The sequence below is a fragment of the Anabaena catenula FACHB-362 genome, from assembly GCF_014698735.1.
In the GTDB taxonomy this organism is placed as follows: domain Bacteria; phylum Cyanobacteriota; class Cyanobacteriia; order Cyanobacteriales; family Nostocaceae; genus Anabaena; species Anabaena variabilis_A.
Map to the genome: position 1 here is coordinate 1 of NZ_JACJTQ010000060.1, position 18,159 is coordinate 18,159.

The window sequence follows — 18,159 nt, forward strand, 5'->3', positions numbered from 1 at the left end:
TGTGCTGTGGATGGTTTACTTATTTCTCTAATTGTCCGATACCTATGACTAGATGACCCATATTTATAAATGCACTATTTTGTCATTCTGTCAATGCGTAAGTCCTAAAACAGTAAATGTTATTTGTCAATATACACAAAAACCCTCAGCAATGATTGCTGGGGTTTTAATTTACACTTTTTTTCAAAGGCGACACCCGGATTTGAACCGGGGGTGAAGGTTTTGCAGACCCTTGCCTTACCACTTGGCTATGTCGCCAGACTCGCCAATATTTATATTACTACTATTTTCGCCCAATTGCATCATCTGGCTGAAAAATTTTCTGGACAGGCTTCTGGCCTGTCCTACAGTGATTCAGGAATCAGAACTTAATTTCACTTCATCGGCAAAGTTGCCCCAGCGGACAAAGTAAAATGGCCCAGCCACAGAACCCCAAATATGCTCATCTGTATCGGGATTTCGTCCTCTGTCGCGGCTGATGAACTTTTCACCATCAATCTCAAAATCACTATCCAAATAGGTTCTTTGCCCGTCACGCATGACCATGCAACCCTTTCCCGGTTCGACTGTGCCTTTGAAGTGGCTACCCGTCCAGTCTACAATCATGTTACAACCAGAAAGCCTTTCCAAGCGATCGCTCGTTAAAGTCTGCAACCTTGGTAAATCACGGGAAGCACCATAAAAGTCTTTTTCTTCTTTGACAGTATAGTTTTCAATATGGATTTTATCCCCTACTGTCAGCAAATTTAACACCCGCACCCGATAGGGTTTATTCAGCATATAGTCATAAGCTTGTTCCACAAACAAACTTACCCCTGACAATACCCCAAAATCAAGGGGACGCATACATACACGAATATGGGCAAAAAAAGCCGGATTCTCAAAAACTTGGGCTTGATTGCTAAAATCAGCCGCCATCCAACGAGCTAAAGTGGCAATATCTGTAGAATGAGTCATAGGAATTTTGGATTTTGGATTTTAGGACACAGGCTGAAAACCGCCTGACACATATTGGCTAATTTTAAACCTTGGCGTGTCACGTCGCTTGACTCCAAATTCAAAATCTCAAATCTCAAATCTCAAATGACACTAACCAAAACGCCCAGCCACATAATCACGGGTACGGTTATCTAGAGGATTACGAAAAATTTGACCTGTAGTCCCAAATTCTACCATCTGGCCAATGCGACTTTCATCGGTGCTAAAGAAAGCTGTAAAATCAGAAACGCGGGTTGCTTGCTGCATATTGTGAGTGACAATTGCAATTGTTAACTCAGAACGCAATTTGTGAATTAGTTCTTCGACTTTCATTGTCGCAATGGGATCTAGGGCTGAACAAGGTTCATCCATTAGTAAAACTTTTGGTTTTACAGCTAAAGCGCGGGCTATGCAAAGACGCTGTTGTTGTCCACCAGAAAGCCCTAAAGCAGATTGATCTAACTTATCTTTTACCTCATTCCAAAGCGCCGCACCTTTAAGGGCAGATTCGACAATTTCATCTAATTCTACTTTCGGACACCTACCTGCTATTCTCACACCATAAGCGACATTTTCATAAATGCTGATTGGAAAAGGATTTGGTTTTTGGAATACCATGCCAATTTCTCGACGCAGGCGATTTATATTGATGCGAGGATCATAAATATTTTGCCCAAAAAACTCTATACTTCCCTCAACTTTTACCTTCCCTTCTAATTCACTAATCCGATTGAGTGTTTTAATAAAAGTAGATTTACCGCAACCACTAGGTCCAATAATTGCAGTTACTTGATTCTGACATATATCTAGTGATATCCCTTCAATAGCTTTAGAATTTCCGTAGTAAAAACTGAGGTTTTTAACTTTGATGGCTGGAACTAGGTTACTCATACTTGATATGTAAATACTTGGTCTAAAAAACAAATTTTTAAGTAAGTATTCAGAATAGAGAATACAGAAGACGCTACGCAGACCTGTGGTTCAGGAGAATAAAGGCTTTTTTAGTAAACTTTGATGATTTTGATAAAATCTCACCTCTCTCTATTCTTCATTTCATAAGCATTCTGAACCGATAGCGCAGCGTGGCGTAAGCCATAGGTCTGCGTAGCGTCTCCTGACTCCTGACTCCTGACTCCTGAATTCTTACATTTTTAACTTTAATTTACTTTAACCTGCTTTTGCTACTCAATAAGCGAGAAACAAGGCTAAAAAACAAAGATAAACTCAGTAAAATTATAGAAGTAGTCCAGACTAATTGGTTAATTTCTGGGTCTGGGCTGTTGTAAAGGTTAAAAATTAATACTGGTAAAGAAGCAGTGGGACTCAATAACCCATCTGACCAATTTTGACTAAATAAAGCGGTAAAAATTAGTGGTGCTGTTTCCCCCGCAGCGCGAGCAATTGCTAAGGAAATACCTGTAGTAATACCCGGTATAGCCGCAGTCAAAACAATCCGAAAAGTAGTTTGAAACCGAGTTCCCCCTAAAGCAGCAGAAGCAAGACGTTGTTGAATGGAAATCAGTTTTAAGGCTTCTTCTGTTGTCAAGACAATCACTGGGAGCATAATCACAGATAAAGCAAAGCCTCCAGCCAAGGAGCTAAATTGTTTAGTAGCTAGAACAACGACTCCATAAGCAAACATTCCGACGACAATTGAGGGAACACCTGTGAGGATAGAGTTAATAAAACGAACAAAATTAGTAATTTGGTTAGTGCGTCCAAATTCTGCTAAAAAGATGCCTGTCATTATCCCTACAGGAATGCTCAACATTGCACCAATACCCACCATGAGTATAGTACCGAGGATGGCATTGGCAAACCCATTTTCAATCAATGGCTGGAAAAACATCTCTGGTTTTAAACCAGACAGTCCCCGCTTCATAATTTCCCATAAAATTGATAATAAAGGAAAGAATGCTAATAAACTCAAACCGAAAGAAACTGCATTCATTACATAAGTAAATAAACGCCGCTGAGTTGGGAGAGGACTGAGTAATTTGTCTACTAGAGATTCATCGATTTCGGAATTAAGAGATTCGCTCATATCAAGTTGGAATTTTATATTTTCAAAGATGAACAGTATTAGTATTTATTGATTATCTATTTTTCTTGCCAACCCATTGCACTAATAAGACAGCGCCAATATTAACCAATAGAGTTAATGCAAACAAAATCAAGCCTAAATAGCTTAATGCCCCAATGTGCAATCCTGGTTCAGCTTCAGCAAATTCATTAGCTAAAACGGCGGGAATTGTATAAGCTGGATCAAGTAAAGATATACTGATTTGAGGAGAATTGCCAATCACCATTGTTACTGCCATTGTTTCACCAAGTGCGCGTCCTAAAGCCAGCATGGCTGCACTCACCATACCTGAAAATCCTGCTGGTAGTAAAACGCGAAAAATTGTCTCCCAGCGGGTGCTACCTAAAGCCATAGATGCGCTACGTAACTCTTTAGGAATGACCATCAATACATCACGAGAAATGGCTGCCATTGTTGGCAAAATCATGATGGAAAGGATTATTCCCGCAGTCAACATATTGTTTCCCGCTGGATCTTGGGTATTAAATAGAGGGATGAATTTAAACAGGAGGCTTAACCACTTTTGCAGAGGTTCTAAAATGGGAATAAACACAAAAATTCCCCACAAGCCAATAATGACACTGGGGATAGCAGCTATTAATTCCACTACAAAAGCAATAATATTTTTGACCACATCTGGTAAAAAGTCTTCACTTGTTACCAAGGCTACGGATATACCTATAGGCACAGTTAAGAAAATAGCGATCGCACTGCTGACGATAGTTCCATATATATAAGGTAATGCACCAAATATTTGATTACCTGTATCCCAATCTTGACCCCACAAAAAACCGAATCCAAATTTAGCAATTGCTGGTTGCGCTTCTTGGAAAATTACCCAAGTCATCACAAATAGTATTGCTACGGTGATAGTAGCAAACAGATAAACTAAAAATGTAAATCCTTGGTCAAATCGAAAACCAGCGCCGCCCGTAGCTGTTAAATCGATATTTTTACTACTTAAATTCTGTGAATTATGATCGCTTGGTTCAAATAAGTTAGTCATGTTCTACAAAAAAATCATCCCATTTTAATGCCAGTAGAGTGAGAATTACCCACTCTACTAAAACGAATTCAGCAGAAATATTACAAATTACTTAACGGTGCTATTGACTGTCTGTAGGACACGGTTGACAACATCACCAGGAATTTTGGTGTAATTTAGGTCATCATTGAATTGTTGACCATCTTTGAGTACCCAATTAATCCATTTTTTAACAGCTTCAGCTTTAGCGGGAGTAGGATATTGCTTATAAACCATCATCCAAGTCAAACCAACAATAGGATAACCCTGTCCTGGATCTCCAACAAAAACGCGATAATTATTTGGAAAAGTCACAGTAGATAAAGCAGCATTAGCAGCTTGTAAAGAAGGAGCCACAAATTCTCCTTTTTTATTTTGTACTTCTGCTGATTTTAAGTTGTTTTTAGTAGCGTAGTCATATTCAACATAACCAATAGAGCCAGGAGTGCGAGCTACTAAGGCAGCTACACCGGGATTACCTTTACCTTTGAGAACGTTTGGTAGCGTCCATTTGGGAGCAGTATTAGCGCCAATTCTGCCTTTGAAATAACCACTAATAGAACTCAAATGATTGGTGAAAATAAAAGTTGTACCGCTACCATCAGCACGAACCGCAAATTTAATTGGTTGATTTGGTAAATTTACACCTGGGTTATCAGCTTTAATTTTTGCGTCGTCCCATTTAGTGATTTGTCCAGAAAAAATTTCTGGGAGGGTTTTGCGAGACAATCTGAGTTTGTTAACACCTGGTAGATTATAAACAACGGAAACAGCACCACCTGCTGTGGGTACTAAGATGACACCATTTTTAACTTTGGCCATTTCATCATCTTTCATAGCTGCATCACTAGCACCAAAATCAACGGTTCCAGCGATGGTTTGACGAATTCCACCACCACTCCCAATTGATTGGTAGTTAACTTTCAATTCGGGATGTTTCTTTTTAACTTCACGAGCATAACGTTCGTAAAGAGGAGCCGGAAAAGTCGCTCCTGCACCGTTGAGAGTTTGAGCTTGAGCAGTTGCTGTCAAAACAGGACTAAGTGCGACAGCGCCTGTTAGTACTGAAAAAGTAACTGCACGGTTGAAAATGGTGGTCAAAAAAGTCATACTACCTCTAATTTAAGGAATATTTTCCTGATGGAATCACAGCCTTCAACAAAGTTCATACTTAATAGTTAATAGTGATTTAATAAAAGTTAAAGAACACATTAAACTATGTTTAAATTATTCCTTAAGGAGTAGGTAAATTTATTATTTACGTAGTAGCAGAATCTGTAAAGTAACCAGCACCTGTTTAATGTTTGTCGGTGTTGTCAGTAATATTCCTGGTGGCTTAGGAGTGTTTGAAACTGTAATTTTGCTCATTCTCTCCTCAAAAGTTTTCGCAGCAGCGCTTTTAGGCTTGATGCTGGCTTATCAGGGACTCTATTAAGTACCTCGGCAAAATTAATTATACATTTTGCCAAATTTTGCCAAAAAATAGAAATCCCTGTTCCCTGTTCCCTGTTCCCTGTTCCCTTCCCGAAATGTGCAATTTATTTGGCACGACTACTTACAAGTTTTCCGGTAGGCTTAAAGCTCAGTGTCTTTAGACCTGAGAGTGTCAATTCCTCCCTTTGCTAGTGGCAGCAAGTTTACTGGGATTCTATGAAATTAGATATGGTATCAAACAATCAAAAAATATATTAAGAAACATTGCAGGTAATGTTTCCACATCACCATATCCCTGCCTCCTGATACCACCAATCACGATATAATTATTTTTCTAAATGTCTCCCTGGCCTCCTTACCAACGAGACTCAGGATAATGAATTCAATATAATAAATATGGCGCTCATAGTTCAGAAATACGGTGGTTCATCTGTTGGTTCAGTCGAACGGATTCAAGCTGTTGCACAGCGAGTTGACAAAACTGTAAAAGCAGGAAACTCGGTGGTGGTAGTGGTTTCAGCAATGGGGAAAACCACTGACGGACTCGTGAAACTTGCCAATGGCATCTCTAAAAATCCTAACCGTCGAGAAATGGATATGCTGCTTTCCACTGGGGAGCAAGTCACCATTGCTTTACTAAGTATGGCTTTGCAGGAAATCGGACAAGCAGCAATTTCTATGACTGGCGCTCAGGTAGGAATTGTTACTGAAGCTGAACATACTCGCGCTCGGATTTTACATATTGAAACTGAACGCTTGATGCGGCAAATCGAAGCAGGTAAGGTTGTTGTCGTGGCCGGATTTCAAGGCATCAGCAGCACAGAAGAATTAGAAATTACCACTTTGGGACGTGGTGGTTCTGACACTTCCGCAGTGGCTTTGGCAGCAGCAATCGGAGCGGATTTTTGTGAAATTTATACCGATGTCCCAGGGATTTTAACTACAGATCCACGTCTTGTCCCGGAAGCTCAGTTGATGACAGAAATCACCTGTGATGAAATGCTGGAATTGGCAAGTTTAGGGGCAAAAGTGCTGCATCCCCGCGCTGTGGAAATTGCTCGGAATTATGGTGTGCCTTTGGTGGTACGCTCAAGTTGGACGGAGCAGCCAGGGACTTGGGTGACAACACCTCATACTCGAGAGCGAACTGCTTGCAGCAGCGCTCCGCTATCGCTTGTCAATTTAGAATTAGCTCGTCCTGTTGATGCTGTAGAATTTGATAGCGACCAAGCAAAGGTATCTTTGTTGCGTGTCCCCGATAAGCCAGGTGTTGCGGCGCGGTTATTTGGAGAAATTTCTCGGCAAAATGTAGACGTTGACTTGATTATTCAGTCAATTCATGAAGGTAATAGTAATGATATTGCTTTTACTGTAAATACACCAATATTAAAAAGAGCAGAAGCCGTAGCAGCCGCCATAGCACCAGCATTAAGAAATCAACCGAACTCTGACGAAGCTGAGGTAATAATAGAAAAAGATACGGCAAAAGTGAGTATTGCTGGTGCAGGAATGATTGGTCGTCCTGGGGTTGCGGCTAAGATGTTTGCTACCTTAGCTGACGCGGGGGTGAATATTCAGATGATTTCTACCAGTGAAGTGAAAGTTAGTTGTTTGGTAGATGCAGTTGATTGCGATCGCGCAATTGTAGCACTTTGTAGAGGCTTTGAAATCACCGCTTCCTCTACTTCCCTGACTCCCCCCGCTGCCAATTCTCCCGCAGTGCGTGGTGTGGCTTTAGATATGAATCAAGCTCGTTTGGCTATTCGTCAATTACCAGATATTCCCGGCATGGCAGGGCGGTTATTTGGGCTACTGGCAGAGCATAACATCAGCATTGATATGATTATTCAATCCCAGCGTTGTCGGGTGGTTGATGGCATTCCTCGGCGGGATATAGCCTTTACCGTGGCGAGGATGGATGCAGAAAACGCTCAAGCTAAATTACAACAAGTTGCAGCACAGATCGGATGGGGTGAAGTAGTCTTAGATAGTGCGATCGCTAAAGTTAGTATCGTCGGTTCTGGTATGGTAGGACAACCAGGTATTGCTGCCAAAATGTTTGAGGCTTTAGCAGAACACCAAATCAACATTCAAATGATTGCGACATCGGAGATTAAAATTAGCTGTGTTGTGGCACAAGAAGAAGGGGTGAAAGCTTTGCAAGTCATTCACGCTGCTTTTGATTTAGCTGGTAGCGAGAAATTTGTAGTCCCAGTTTAAACAAGTTTAATCACAATTCCAAACAATCTACAGATACAGACTTGCGGTACTAGTCTGTATCCATTTCCTGAAAACTGCTTTTATAGCAACGGACAAGGCGTTTAGGACATCACCCAATGCTAAAACTTAGACAATAAAAGGCTTCTAGCACTGTCACCTGTCACCTGTTCCCTGTCACCTGCTTTTAATTCACAGTCGCTTCAGCAATACCCACTGGACAAGCAACATTAGTACCACCTAAACCACAATAACCACCAGGGTTTTTAGCTAGATACTGTTGATGGTAGTCTTCAGCATAGTAAAATTCAGGTGCATCTAAGATTTCTGTGGTAATCTGTCCATAGCCTGCACCGTTGAGTGCCTTTTGATAAGCGTCCCGCGATGCTTCTGCTAATTGCTTTTGCGTTGCTGAATAAACATAAATTCCCGAACGGTATTGAGTACCAGAATCATTACCTTGACGCATTCCTTGGGTGGGGTTGTGGCTTTCCCAAAAGACTTTTAGCAGTTGAGTATAACTAATTACTTTGGGGTCAAAGACAACTAACACCACTTCATTATGACCAGTCAGCCCACTGCAAACTTCATTATAGGTGGGGTTGGGTGTGTAACCGGCAGCATAACCAACGGCAGTTGTGTAAACTCCGTTTTGTTGCCAAAATTTGCGTTCTGCACCCCAAAAACAGCCTAATCCAAACATGGCGGTTTCTAAGCCTTCAGGAAAAGGTGCTTTGAGGGGATTTTTGTTAACGTAGTGATGTGCGGGTACTCGCATTACTTCTTTGCGTCCGGGTAAAGCTTGTTCTGGTGTAGGCATTCCCGACTTTTTACCAAATCCGAATATTCCCATGATTTTTGATGTGTATGATGAATGATTGCTATTCTTCTTTATTGTAAATATTCTCAGGTCTAAAGACACCCTGGATTCTTTAATCTAAGATATAGCAGAAGTCAGGAGTCAGGAGTCAGGAGTCAGGAGTAAAACCCTCTTGTAGTGGGAGTTTCATCATCAATTGATGTCCTAACCACCCTGGATTCTTTAATCTAAGATATAACCGAGCAGACAGTGTTATTCCTGGCTATTGAGGATATAAGTATTTACAGCAGATTGCAGATCAATGAGGTACAGAATCTAAATTGAAACCTATACACAAAGCCAGTTTTACTCCTGACTCCTGACTCCTGACTCCTGACTCCTGAACCGAAGGTCTGCGAAGCGTCTCCTGACTCCTGAATTCTGCTGTATTAGCGATCGCTTTTAAAATAGGGAATACCTAATGCTTTTGGGGGTGTGGATTTGCCGGCTAATCCTACTAATGCCAAAATAGCGATCAGATATGGCAACATTAGCAAAAATTGATAGGGAATATTTACACCTAAAGCTTGAATTCGCAGTTGTAAAGCTTCCGTTGCACCAAATAGTAAAGAAGCCAAAGCAGAACCGACAGGATGCCATTTACCAAATATTAACGCTGCGATCGCAATAAATCCTTTTCCTGCACTCATCCCTTCGGCAAAAAATCTAATCTGCACTAATGTAAGATAAGCACCCCCCAAACTCGCAAGACAGCCACCAATAATCACCGCACAGTAACGCACTGATGACACAGATAAACCGGCGGTATCTACGGCTGGAGGATATTCTCCCACTGCTCGCAAGGTTAAACCAAAGTTTGTATAATACAAAATATATCTAGTTAAAATAATCAGCAATATTATTAAATAAACAAAAATATCTTGCTGAAATAGTAATTTTCCTATAATCGGAATTTGTGATAAACCGGGAATTATGATCGCTTCAATTCCTGGTAATCTTTGGGTACTACCATTAAATATTAACCTGGCTAAAAATGATGTTATTCCTGATGCGACTAAATTAATAGCTAAACCAGAAACTAATTGATCAACTCGCAAAGTTACAGATAAAAAAGCGTGAAGTAAACCTACTAAACCTCCAGCAATTACAGCAGCCAAAATACCCAACCAAGGATTACCAGTGTAGAATGTTGTCGCTGCGCTGGTAAAAGCACCAGTTAGTAACATTCCTTCTAAGGCAATATTTAAAACTCCTGAACGTTCTGAATATAATCCTCCTAATGCGGCAAATGCTAGGGGTACAGAAAGATGCAAACTAGCAACTAAATAATCTGAAAAAAAGTTAAGGTTCATGGTCTGTCAAATTTATTTTGACGCTTGTGAAAATCTAGAAGCTTTGTATTTTATAGCTTTTGGCTTTTCGTAAACTTATATCTCTGAATTTTTTTTAACAGAATACTAGTATGGACCAAGAAATCTTTCTCCATTAAAATGAATCATATGTGATGGATCACTAGCTATCCAAACTTCTGTTTCCCACGCTATTTGATGTATAAATTTTAATAAATTACTACGATCCATAAAAGCGGTCACAAAAACTAGTCCAGCAGTAGAATTACCAAAAAGTAACTTTAATTCATTTTGTCGTTGCACATTGATTGGTCCATTACTGGATACTGCCTCGACAATTACTAACCAATTTTTAACAGTGTAGTGAATAATTAAATCTGGTATTTTTTGAGCTTGTGTTAGAGTAATTCCCAAAGACAGAAGTGCATTTGTGTTACAATGCCCATACTTAGAACCAGTATCACCTAAATATAAAATTTCTCCTCCTGGTGTAAATCTAGGACAAAACTCATCAACAATTTTTTTAATTAAAATATTCTGACCACCAGCAGTAATTTTAATGTCTTGCTGGTTCGGAAGTTTGATAGGAATCATTTGCATCTCACGATGTTGAGCATAACGAGCCTTGAGTGTTTCATTAAAAACAAGATAATCTCGTAAATTTGTAGTCCACTCCTCAGTTTCGTAAGTTTGAAGTAAAGCCAGAATTGCTGATTCAATTTGATAAATTGTCTTTGGGCTATTTGTTGGTCTATCGGGTTTATCTGGATTCTTTACTAAAATTCCAGCATTAACAAAAGCAGCTACCGTTTCATCTCTAATAGTTTCACGAGTATTGGGTTTGTAGGTTCGTCCATAATTTTCAGCAATAAATTTTATGACTGGAGTAATCCCTAGCAGAGGAGCTTTAGCTTCTATCCATGAGTCCATAGCCTTCAGGTCTAAAAAAGATAGTAAAACCAGAGCAGACCGCTCATTATATTGTTCACGAGGTAAACCCAAATCCTTTAGAATTGCTAATGCTTCATCAATCCGCTTAGTTGCTTTGATAGAATTAAATTCATTTGAATTATCAGACATATTAAACAACTCTTCCATATAAATATCAATTTTATCCTGGTCTATCAATCCTGATAAATACCTTTCTCCTAATTTTTCCAGTTGAGCCAGGTTAGGATACTTTAAACTACGTAAATCTGTGCTATTGACTTGAGTATTACCATTAAATTGACGAAAATATTCATCAACTAAAGTAGAATTCAAGAAAGCTACTAGACCCCAAGCTAGTTTTTCAGGTAAACCTCCACCATGACAGTGATAATAGTTCAAATGATTTTCAAAACCAATCTTTGGTTGTGGATATTGTTTTGGATGAAAAATAGCTGCTACAATCCTTCTAGGTTCTTCTTTGGTGGTGAATCGCTTTGTCAGAATATAAATACCAGATGATAATAGTAATTTTTCAGTTTCTGGACAGTCAACAATTGCATTTGGCTTTTTATAATTTGGTTTTGGCCAAACAATAGAACAATTAACTAAATGACCTGGGTAAATTAGAGGTACAGTATCTTTTTCGGGAGTAGATCGGAGAAATGCACTTGCTCGAAAATCAACTACTTTACCAGTGGATACTGACAAACCAAGCTCCTCTAAAGTGCAGCTAAATGTCATCATTTGTTTAGCTATTTGCTGCTCTAAACTATTAGTGACAATGCGAATATATAAATTAAAATCATCAGGTTGTACTAACTGAGAATGTTTAATATAACTGACGGTTGATGCTTTATCATCAGGTTCCACACTAGAAATTATTTCCACTTCATTATCATTGTTTTTAGATTTTATTGCTTGAAAAATGATATTTTCTTGCAAAACATTATTATCTTTAAATACCTGATTGCGTGATTCAAAAATATGAATTTTGCGGAAGTATAAATCCGCCAAAAAAGTTTTTCGGAAATTTTTAAAATATGAGCCATTGCAGAAACTGCGTGGTGTAATAGCTACTAGTTGTCCATTCGGAGCCATTAACTGAGTAGTTAACCAGAGAAATGCAGTGTAGAGATTAGTTGTTTCTATTTTGATTTGACTTAAAATTTTTCTATATTCTGATTGACTTTGAATTTTTCGATAAGGAGGATTGAGGATGGCAAAATCAAACTTCTGCTCAGGATAAGTTAATCCTAATTTCAATTTATTTACGCCAGCTTTAATAAAATCCTCTGGCAAAATTTCTGCTGTAAAATGAATTCCAGCCTTATTGCACTCAAGCTCACACATCTTAATAGTATGATTCAAATAATTTATGAGTGTGGAATCAATTTCATAGGCACTAACAGATAAAGACTTAGGTTTCTTATCTAGTTGACATATTCTGGATACAAATGCTGCTGTCAATGATCCAATTCCTGCACCAGCATCTAAAAGACGGATAGAGGAATGTGATACATCAAACATTGATGCTAGTAAGCAAGCAGTTGGAGCAGGAGTCAAAAATTGTCCCATTTTTGCCTGCTGTGTAGAATCCAGTTCACGAGTTGCTTGTAATCGCAATAAATCTACACGTTCAATGAATGAAGTTTGAGTATGTTCTGTTAGTTGATGTAGTTGTTGAAAATTAAGCACTTTTACTCGGTTTACTGTTATTTTTTCATAACATACAATTTGATTATTTCAGCATAGCTGCTTTCTTCACTTTTACCCGATATTCTAAAGCCAAAGCGATCGCAATAAATAATACTGTTAAACCTTGAATAGCATAAACTACAGTTGAGGGGACACTGGCGCTGCGTTGCATGACATTTGCACCACTACGCAAAGCGGCGAAAAACAGGGAAGTTAGCACTATACCGAAGACATTACCACGACTTAGAAAAGCGATCGCAATCGCATCAAATCCATAACCAGGTGATACTTGTTCAAAGAGGCGATATTTCAAACCCATCACCTCACAAGCACCTGCTAAACCTGCTAAACCACCCGCTAAACCCATGACGAACATAATAGTGCGTTCTACGGAAATTTTGGCGTAACGGGCGGCTATGGGGTTGAAGCCAACGGCATTAATTTGGTATCCTAAAGGCGATTTTGTTAATAATACCCATAAAATCCCGGCTGTAATTAACGCTAATATAATTCCAGCATGGGCAAGACTTCCGGGTAAAATAATTGGTAATTGGGCAGTTTTAGCAATTAGTGGCGAATAAGGACTAGGTGCTGCTGGTGCTTTTAAAGGATTTTGGACTAAATAGCTAATTAAATACACAGCAATGTAATTTAACAACAAAGTTGTAATTACTTCATTTACCCCTTTTATCGCTTTGAGATAACCAGGAATTAAACCCCAAAATGCACCAAAAAGAAATCCGAAAAATAAAGCTAAAGGAATATGAATAAATGCGGGTATGCCTTGAATATATAAACCAATTAAGCTACTTCCTAATGCACCTAAATAAATTTGTCCTTCCCCACCAATATTAAATTGCCCAGCACGTAAAGCGACTAAAATGCCTAAACTGGTGAATAATAAAGGAGTCATTTTGGTGAGAGTGTTACCAAAACCAAAATAAGTAGAAAGAGATTCTTGAAATAAAGCTGTATATGCAACAATGGGATTAGTGCCAGCGACTAGGATGAGAATTGCACCAGCGAAAAGAGCAAAAGCGATGGCAATTAGTGGTGATATAATTGGTAATATTGCTTTAATTTTATTAGCTATAAGCATTATTTTATAAATTATCTATCTGAACAATTGATGCCGATTAAACAATTGTTCAGCCTACTATATTATTTCCCATCAAACTAACCCAACACTGCTGAAGAAAACATCTGCGACAATGCCTCAAAATATGGCATTAAGGTGTTAGATTGTTCAGGAGTTAACCAATCAAATATTTCATATCTGAGTAAATACAACATTTGCCGAACCAGTTCCCACTGCACTTTTAATGTAGGATAAAGCATGACACAAAGGGGAAATAACTCTTCTTGGATAGCAGAGATGTTTCCTTCTAAAGCACATACCCACAAATAGATTTGAAACATTTCCACATCTCGGATGCTAGATGCTTTTACTATAGGGTCGCTTAACAACCCAGACATAGAGTGATAATTTGGAAAAAGTTCAATTATCCTTTGCCGAATGTTATGGGCAATCTGGGTACTATTTGGTAATAGGGTTTGGACTGCGGACATGACAGGGGAATTATAATCATGCTTTGCTGCTGCGTTATATGCACGTTGCAGAGGCATATAGAGGTAATCATCAATAACTTTAAAGTACCCGCTAATAAGTATTTTTTCCACAGGTTCAAGTTTTTCTATGAGCATTTCACTCGTGTAATGAAACTGCATACTCACAAAACCAATCAATCTAGGATCAATACTTGTATATTTATGTCTTATTGCTCCTATATCTGCACCAATGAAAATAGCTAACTTCTCAGGAGCTACCAAATCAGTATAAACTTCCAAACCCTGGTTATAGAGTGGAGATTCTTGCCTATCAAGTTTCATCAGCAAAGAAAGAGGGCGTGATGATGCTTTTTGAGTGTATACATCTAAAGCTTTTTGATAAATCCTAAAAGAATCTGCGGCAATGTCCCAAGGATTTATTATATTAGGATCTATACCATGCTGCTTAACTTCCTCTGACAGCAGAAGCTCGGTTTTATTCCACGCTTTAGCACTGATAGCCCGTAAAGATAACAAGATTCCTTGAGCAGTTTTTTCGCGTCTACTTGGTGAAACTATTTCTGATAGAGTCAGATGTTCACCAGATTCTTGACTGCTAGTATTAACCTGGAGGTTGTTTACATACTTACTAGCCCATTGCTGTGCTAAAGATTCCACAGACTTCTTAGATTCTATGTGGGACACTACTTTGAAATTATTTACTAATGAGTTTCAGTGTATATTCGGGGATTATACAGTAAATATATCACCCCAATTTTTTATTTTTTGGTTTAATCCAAAATTTGATATGTGGGCTTTAACTGCTATTTTTCATTTAGACATCTTGTGAAAAAAACGTTTAAACTTACTATAAAGCGTTTTTACAAGGTTTCTAGAGAACTTTTAATTTTTAGATATCTGTATTGTACTACCACCCATCAACAAACCAATCTCCTCAATAGTTGCAGTTTGTGTATCCAAAATATCAATAAACTCACCTTTATATATTACCGCAATGCGATCGCTTATCGTCATCACTTCCTCTAACTCAGTGGAAATATACAAAATAGCCGCCCCTCGTTCCCTTTCTGCTAACAATTTCCTATGTACTACTTCTGTCGCACCCACATCTAAACCCCTGGTAGGTTGCATAGCAATAATTAAACTCGGTTCTCCTGCTAATTCTCTCGCTAAAACTACCTTTTGTTGATTTCCTCCTGACAGTTGACTTACCTGTACATCTTCAGAATTAATTCTAATATCAAACGCTTGCATTGCTAATTCAGCATTATTTTTAATTGCTTGTTTTTGTAATAAAAATCGCCGAGAAAATGGCAATTTTTTAAAAGTCTTTAAAATCAAGTTTTCGCCAATATTAAACTGTAATACTAAACCAATTTTTTGCCTATCTTCGGGAATATAACCAATTTTCATATCTTTATTAATTGCGGAATTATATTCAATTTTACCTTGTTGAATAGTTCGCAAACCTGCAATCGCATCTGCTAATTCTCGCTGTCCATTACCATCTACTCCCGCAATTCCTAAAATTTCTCCTTCCCGCAATTGAAAAGAGACATTTTTAACAGCATTCACACCTCTATCATCTGCAACTTGTAAAGTCTCTACCGATAACAATAATTTTCCGAAAGATACTGGAGATTTATGCAAATTTATAACCACTTCCCGTCCTACCATTAATTCTGCTAATTGCTGAGATGTAGTATTTTGAGTATTGATTGTGGCTATAGCTTTTCCTCGACGTAAAACCGTGACAGTATCACACAAATTTATCACTTCTTCTAATTTATGACTAATAAAAATAATCGTATTTCCGCTATTAGCAAGTTGACGTAAAATAGTAATTAATGAGGTTATTTCTTGTGGTGTCAGAACTGCTGTAGGTTCATCAAGAATTAATAATTTTGCCCCTCTATAAAGAACTTTGAGAATTTCTACCCGTTGTTGTGTTCCCACTGGTAAATCTTCAATCTTTGCATTTGGGTCAATCTCTAATTGATATAATTGGGATAAATTAGCAATTTCTTGTTGTTTTTGTTGGAGATTTAAACGCCATTTTGTTTCAGTTCCTAAAATAATATTTTCTGTAACTGTTAATTGGGGTACAAGCATGAAATGTTGATAAATCATGCCAATACCTAATTTAATTGCTTCACGAGGAGAGTTAATTTTTACTGGTTTATTGTCTAAATAAATATTTCCTGAATCTGGTTGATAAAAGCCGCTAATAATATTCATTAAGGTGGTTTTACCTGCGCCATTTTCTCCTAATATTCCATGAATTTTTCCAGTTTCTACGGTTAGATTAATATTGTCATTAGCGACAAATGAACCAAAAGATTTAGTAATATTTTCTAAGTGGAGATATATCATTTTTTTGAATATTTATTCATTTAGCCAACTAAAAAGTTGACCCACAGTCAGATTAAAAGACTCAGCAAAAGCTGGAACAGGTAAGCTATCTGTTTCTAGTTCAAATAATAGAATACGTTGATCAGCAAAATAGACAAAAACTAATTTCTCTGCGGGGTCAATTAACCAACCCATTTGAGTACCATGACGAAGATAGTGGAGGATATTACGAACAACTTTAGTTTGACTTTGTTCAGGAGAAAGTATTTCAATTGTCCAGTCAGGAGGGATAGCAAAGGTGTTAGCAACTTCACCATTTTCATCGCGGGGAATGCGTTCCCAAGTGAAGGCTGCAATATCAGGTACAATGGATCTACCTCCAAAGGTACAGCGTAATTCAGAGTATGCACGGGCTATCCGCTGGGGTTTGAGTGCTATGTTAATATTAGAACCAAGGTCAAGCTGAACTGTGCTATGTTTTCCTTGAGGCATGGGTTTTTGAATGATTTCACCGTTAATAAATTCGCTTACCGGTTTGGTTTCTGGCAATTTGAGAAATTCGTCAAGGGTTAAGGGTTTGATAGGGGTTTGAACCATTACCGTTTCGGGTTAGTGGATTGTAAATATTGTATCGTTTTCTAATTGTCAGAATCAGGTGGTTATCGAGCGGAGTCGAGATAATATCCAGGATTTAAGGATGTACAGGATGTTGTTTTGCGTTAAGGTTTTTTAGATGTAAAGATTTTTGTGATGTACTAGAAACTTTTTTACTCTTGTATGATAACATTAAATTAGATGCAAATTTAGCGTAAATTAGTTGTCATGATTAATTTAAGTCAAGATATTCAGTCACTTTCAACCTTTAAACGCAATACTAATGAACTGATTAACCAGATGAAAGAAACTGGAAACCCGATGGTTTTAACAGTTAATGGTAAAGCAGAATTAGTAGTACAAGATGCTGCTGCTTATCAAAAATTACTGGATACTTTGGAAAAGTTAGAAACTCTTATTGGTATCAAAAAAGGATTAGAAGATATCGCAACAGGTAATACACAATCTCTAAATAATTTTATTCAAGAAATGCAGCAAAAATATGGAATTTCAGGTTAAATTAACTGGTAATGCCAAACTAGAAATAGAAGCTGTATATCTTTGGTTAAAAGAATATAATCCTGATTATGCAGATCAATGGTTTAGGGATTTAATGAATACTATTGCTACTTTGCAAGATAAACCTAAACGTTTTCCTATTGCTAGAGAAAATGATGATTTTTCTCAAGAGATAAGACAATTTTTATATGGGAAAGGAAGAAATAAATATCGTGTAATTTTTACCATTGAAGAGGATATTGTTTATATTCTTTATGTACGTCATAGCGCACAATCTTCAATAATATTCAATCCTCTTGATTTTGAGGAATAGTGTAGATAATGTACGACAGCTTAACGCACCCTACAATCTAATTTGTCTGAATCAGGATGTCCAGGATTTTAGGATTTTCAGGATGTTATTTATCTGCGTTCAATTATTTTTGATGTTTTTTTAACGTTCGCGGAGCGTGGCGTTAGCCATACCGCAGAGACGCAGAGGACGCAGAGAGAATTTTTCAGTTATTAAAATGATGTACTGATTCTGACAAATACAACTTTCATCACCAACAAACCATCTAAAAATTACCATCCTGTTCATCCTTTAATCCTTAAA

The 18,159-nt window shown here is 37.9% G+C and carries 17 protein-coding genes and 1 tRNA gene; 4 read left to right on the forward strand and 14 right to left on the reverse strand.

The genetic code is table 11. The features are described 5' to 3' along the window. Positions 1-187 precede the first annotated feature (187 nt). The 6 genes from H6G68_RS24005 to pstS form a co-directional block, all read right to left on the reverse strand. Positions 188-258: transfer RNA gene (locus tag H6G68_RS24005), tRNA-Cys, on the reverse strand. A gap of 96 nt (positions 259-354) precedes the next feature. Continuing rightward, positions 355-957, reverse strand: a complete 603-nt coding sequence (locus H6G68_RS24010) for a chromophore lyase CpcT/CpeT (RefSeq protein WP_190908893.1) — start codon at positions 955-957, stop codon at positions 355-357. 132 nt (positions 958-1,089) lie between these two features. After that, complete coding sequence (pstB, locus tag H6G68_RS24015; protein WP_190908894.1) at positions 1,090-1,869, reverse strand: phosphate ABC transporter ATP-binding protein PstB; 780 nt, start codon at positions 1,867-1,869, stop codon at positions 1,090-1,092. A 271-nt stretch (positions 1,870-2,140) separates the two neighbouring features. Then, positions 2,141-3,022: a phosphate ABC transporter permease PstA gene (gene pstA / locus H6G68_RS24020; RefSeq protein ID WP_190908895.1), complete on the reverse strand. Its 882-nt coding sequence runs from the start codon at positions 3,020-3,022 to the stop codon at positions 2,141-2,143. A gap of 52 nt (positions 3,023-3,074) precedes the next feature. Beyond that, on the reverse strand, positions 3,075-4,067 hold the full coding sequence (pstC, locus tag H6G68_RS24025; protein WP_190908896.1) for a phosphate ABC transporter permease subunit PstC: 993 nt from the start codon (positions 4,065-4,067) through the stop codon (positions 3,075-3,077). A gap of 87 nt (positions 4,068-4,154) precedes the next feature. After that, complete coding sequence (gene pstS / locus H6G68_RS24030; RefSeq protein ID WP_190908897.1) at positions 4,155-5,195, reverse strand: phosphate ABC transporter substrate-binding protein PstS; 1,041 nt, start codon at positions 5,193-5,195, stop codon at positions 4,155-4,157. Positions 5,196-5,385: 190 nt separating this feature from the next. On the opposite strand from pstS, the gene H6G68_RS27720 reads away from it, so the two are divergent. Together H6G68_RS27720 and H6G68_RS24035 are read left to right on the forward strand one after the other, a co-directional pair. Then, positions 5,386-5,520 (forward strand): hypothetical protein, encoded by a 135-nt coding sequence (locus H6G68_RS27720; RefSeq protein ID WP_277925557.1) that lies wholly within the window; start codon positions 5,386-5,388, stop codon positions 5,518-5,520. Positions 5,521-5,915: 395 nt separating this feature from the next. Continuing rightward, positions 5,916-7,739 (forward strand): aspartate kinase, encoded by a 1,824-nt coding sequence (locus tag H6G68_RS24035; protein WP_190908898.1) that lies wholly within the window; start codon positions 5,916-5,918, stop codon positions 7,737-7,739. Positions 7,740-7,923: 184 nt separating this feature from the next. Here the strand turns inward: H6G68_RS24035 and msrA are convergent, their stop codons facing one another. The 7 genes from msrA to H6G68_RS24070 all read right to left on the reverse strand — a co-directional run bounded on the left by msrA (position 7,924) and on the right by H6G68_RS24070 (position 17,048). Further along, complete coding sequence (gene msrA, locus H6G68_RS24040) at positions 7,924-8,589, reverse strand: peptide-methionine (S)-S-oxide reductase MsrA (RefSeq protein WP_127053696.1); 666 nt, start codon at positions 8,587-8,589, stop codon at positions 7,924-7,926. 395 nt (positions 8,590-8,984) lie between these two features. Next, positions 8,985-9,908: an ABC transporter permease gene (locus tag H6G68_RS24045; RefSeq protein WP_190908899.1), complete on the reverse strand. Its 924-nt coding sequence runs from the start codon at positions 9,906-9,908 to the stop codon at positions 8,985-8,987. 105 nt (positions 9,909-10,013) lie between these two features. Then, positions 10,014-12,530: a BsuBI/PstI family type II restriction endonuclease gene (locus H6G68_RS24050; RefSeq protein WP_339327887.1), complete on the reverse strand. Its 2,517-nt coding sequence runs from the start codon at positions 12,528-12,530 to the stop codon at positions 10,014-10,016. A 43-nt stretch (positions 12,531-12,573) separates the two neighbouring features. Continuing rightward, the gene (locus H6G68_RS24055) at positions 12,574-13,629 is read right to left on the reverse strand and encodes an ABC transporter permease (protein ID WP_190908900.1); all 1,056 of its coding nucleotides are present in this window, start codon (positions 13,627-13,629) and stop codon (positions 12,574-12,576) included. Between the two features lie 77 nt (positions 13,630-13,706). Continuing rightward, a complete protein-coding gene (locus tag H6G68_RS27830; RefSeq protein WP_339327888.1) occupies positions 13,707-14,783 on the reverse strand; it encodes a hypothetical protein in 1,077 nt (358 codons plus the stop codon). 198 nt (positions 14,784-14,981) lie between these two features. Continuing rightward, positions 14,982-16,472 carry an ABC transporter ATP-binding protein gene (locus H6G68_RS24065; RefSeq protein WP_190908901.1) on the reverse strand — a complete coding sequence of 497 codons (1,491 nt, stop codon included), beginning with the start codon at positions 16,470-16,472 and terminating at the stop codon, positions 14,982-14,984. A 12-nt stretch (positions 16,473-16,484) separates the two neighbouring features. Further along, on the reverse strand, positions 16,485-17,048 hold the full coding sequence (locus H6G68_RS24070) for a Uma2 family endonuclease (RefSeq protein WP_190908902.1): 564 nt from the start codon (positions 17,046-17,048) through the stop codon (positions 16,485-16,487). Positions 17,049-17,273: 225 nt separating this feature from the next. Between H6G68_RS24070 and H6G68_RS24075 the strand changes: the two genes are divergently transcribed. Together H6G68_RS24075 and H6G68_RS24080 are read left to right on the forward strand one after the other, a co-directional pair. Continuing rightward, the gene (locus tag H6G68_RS24075; RefSeq protein ID WP_190908903.1) at positions 17,274-17,564 is read left to right on the forward strand and encodes a type II toxin-antitoxin system Phd/YefM family antitoxin; all 291 of its coding nucleotides are present in this window, start codon (positions 17,274-17,276) and stop codon (positions 17,562-17,564) included. Then, a complete protein-coding gene (locus H6G68_RS24080; RefSeq protein WP_190908904.1) occupies positions 17,548-17,877 on the forward strand; it encodes a type II toxin-antitoxin system RelE/ParE family toxin in 330 nt (109 codons plus the stop codon). The genes H6G68_RS24075 and H6G68_RS24080 overlap by 17 nt, the downstream gene beginning before the upstream one ends. 120 nt (positions 17,878-17,997) lie before the next feature. On the opposite strand, the gene H6G68_RS24085 is transcribed toward H6G68_RS24080, so the two are convergent. After that, complete coding sequence (locus H6G68_RS24085; protein ID WP_206757418.1) at positions 17,998-18,144, reverse strand: hypothetical protein; 147 nt, start codon at positions 18,142-18,144, stop codon at positions 17,998-18,000. Positions 18,145-18,159 lie beyond the last annotated feature (15 nt).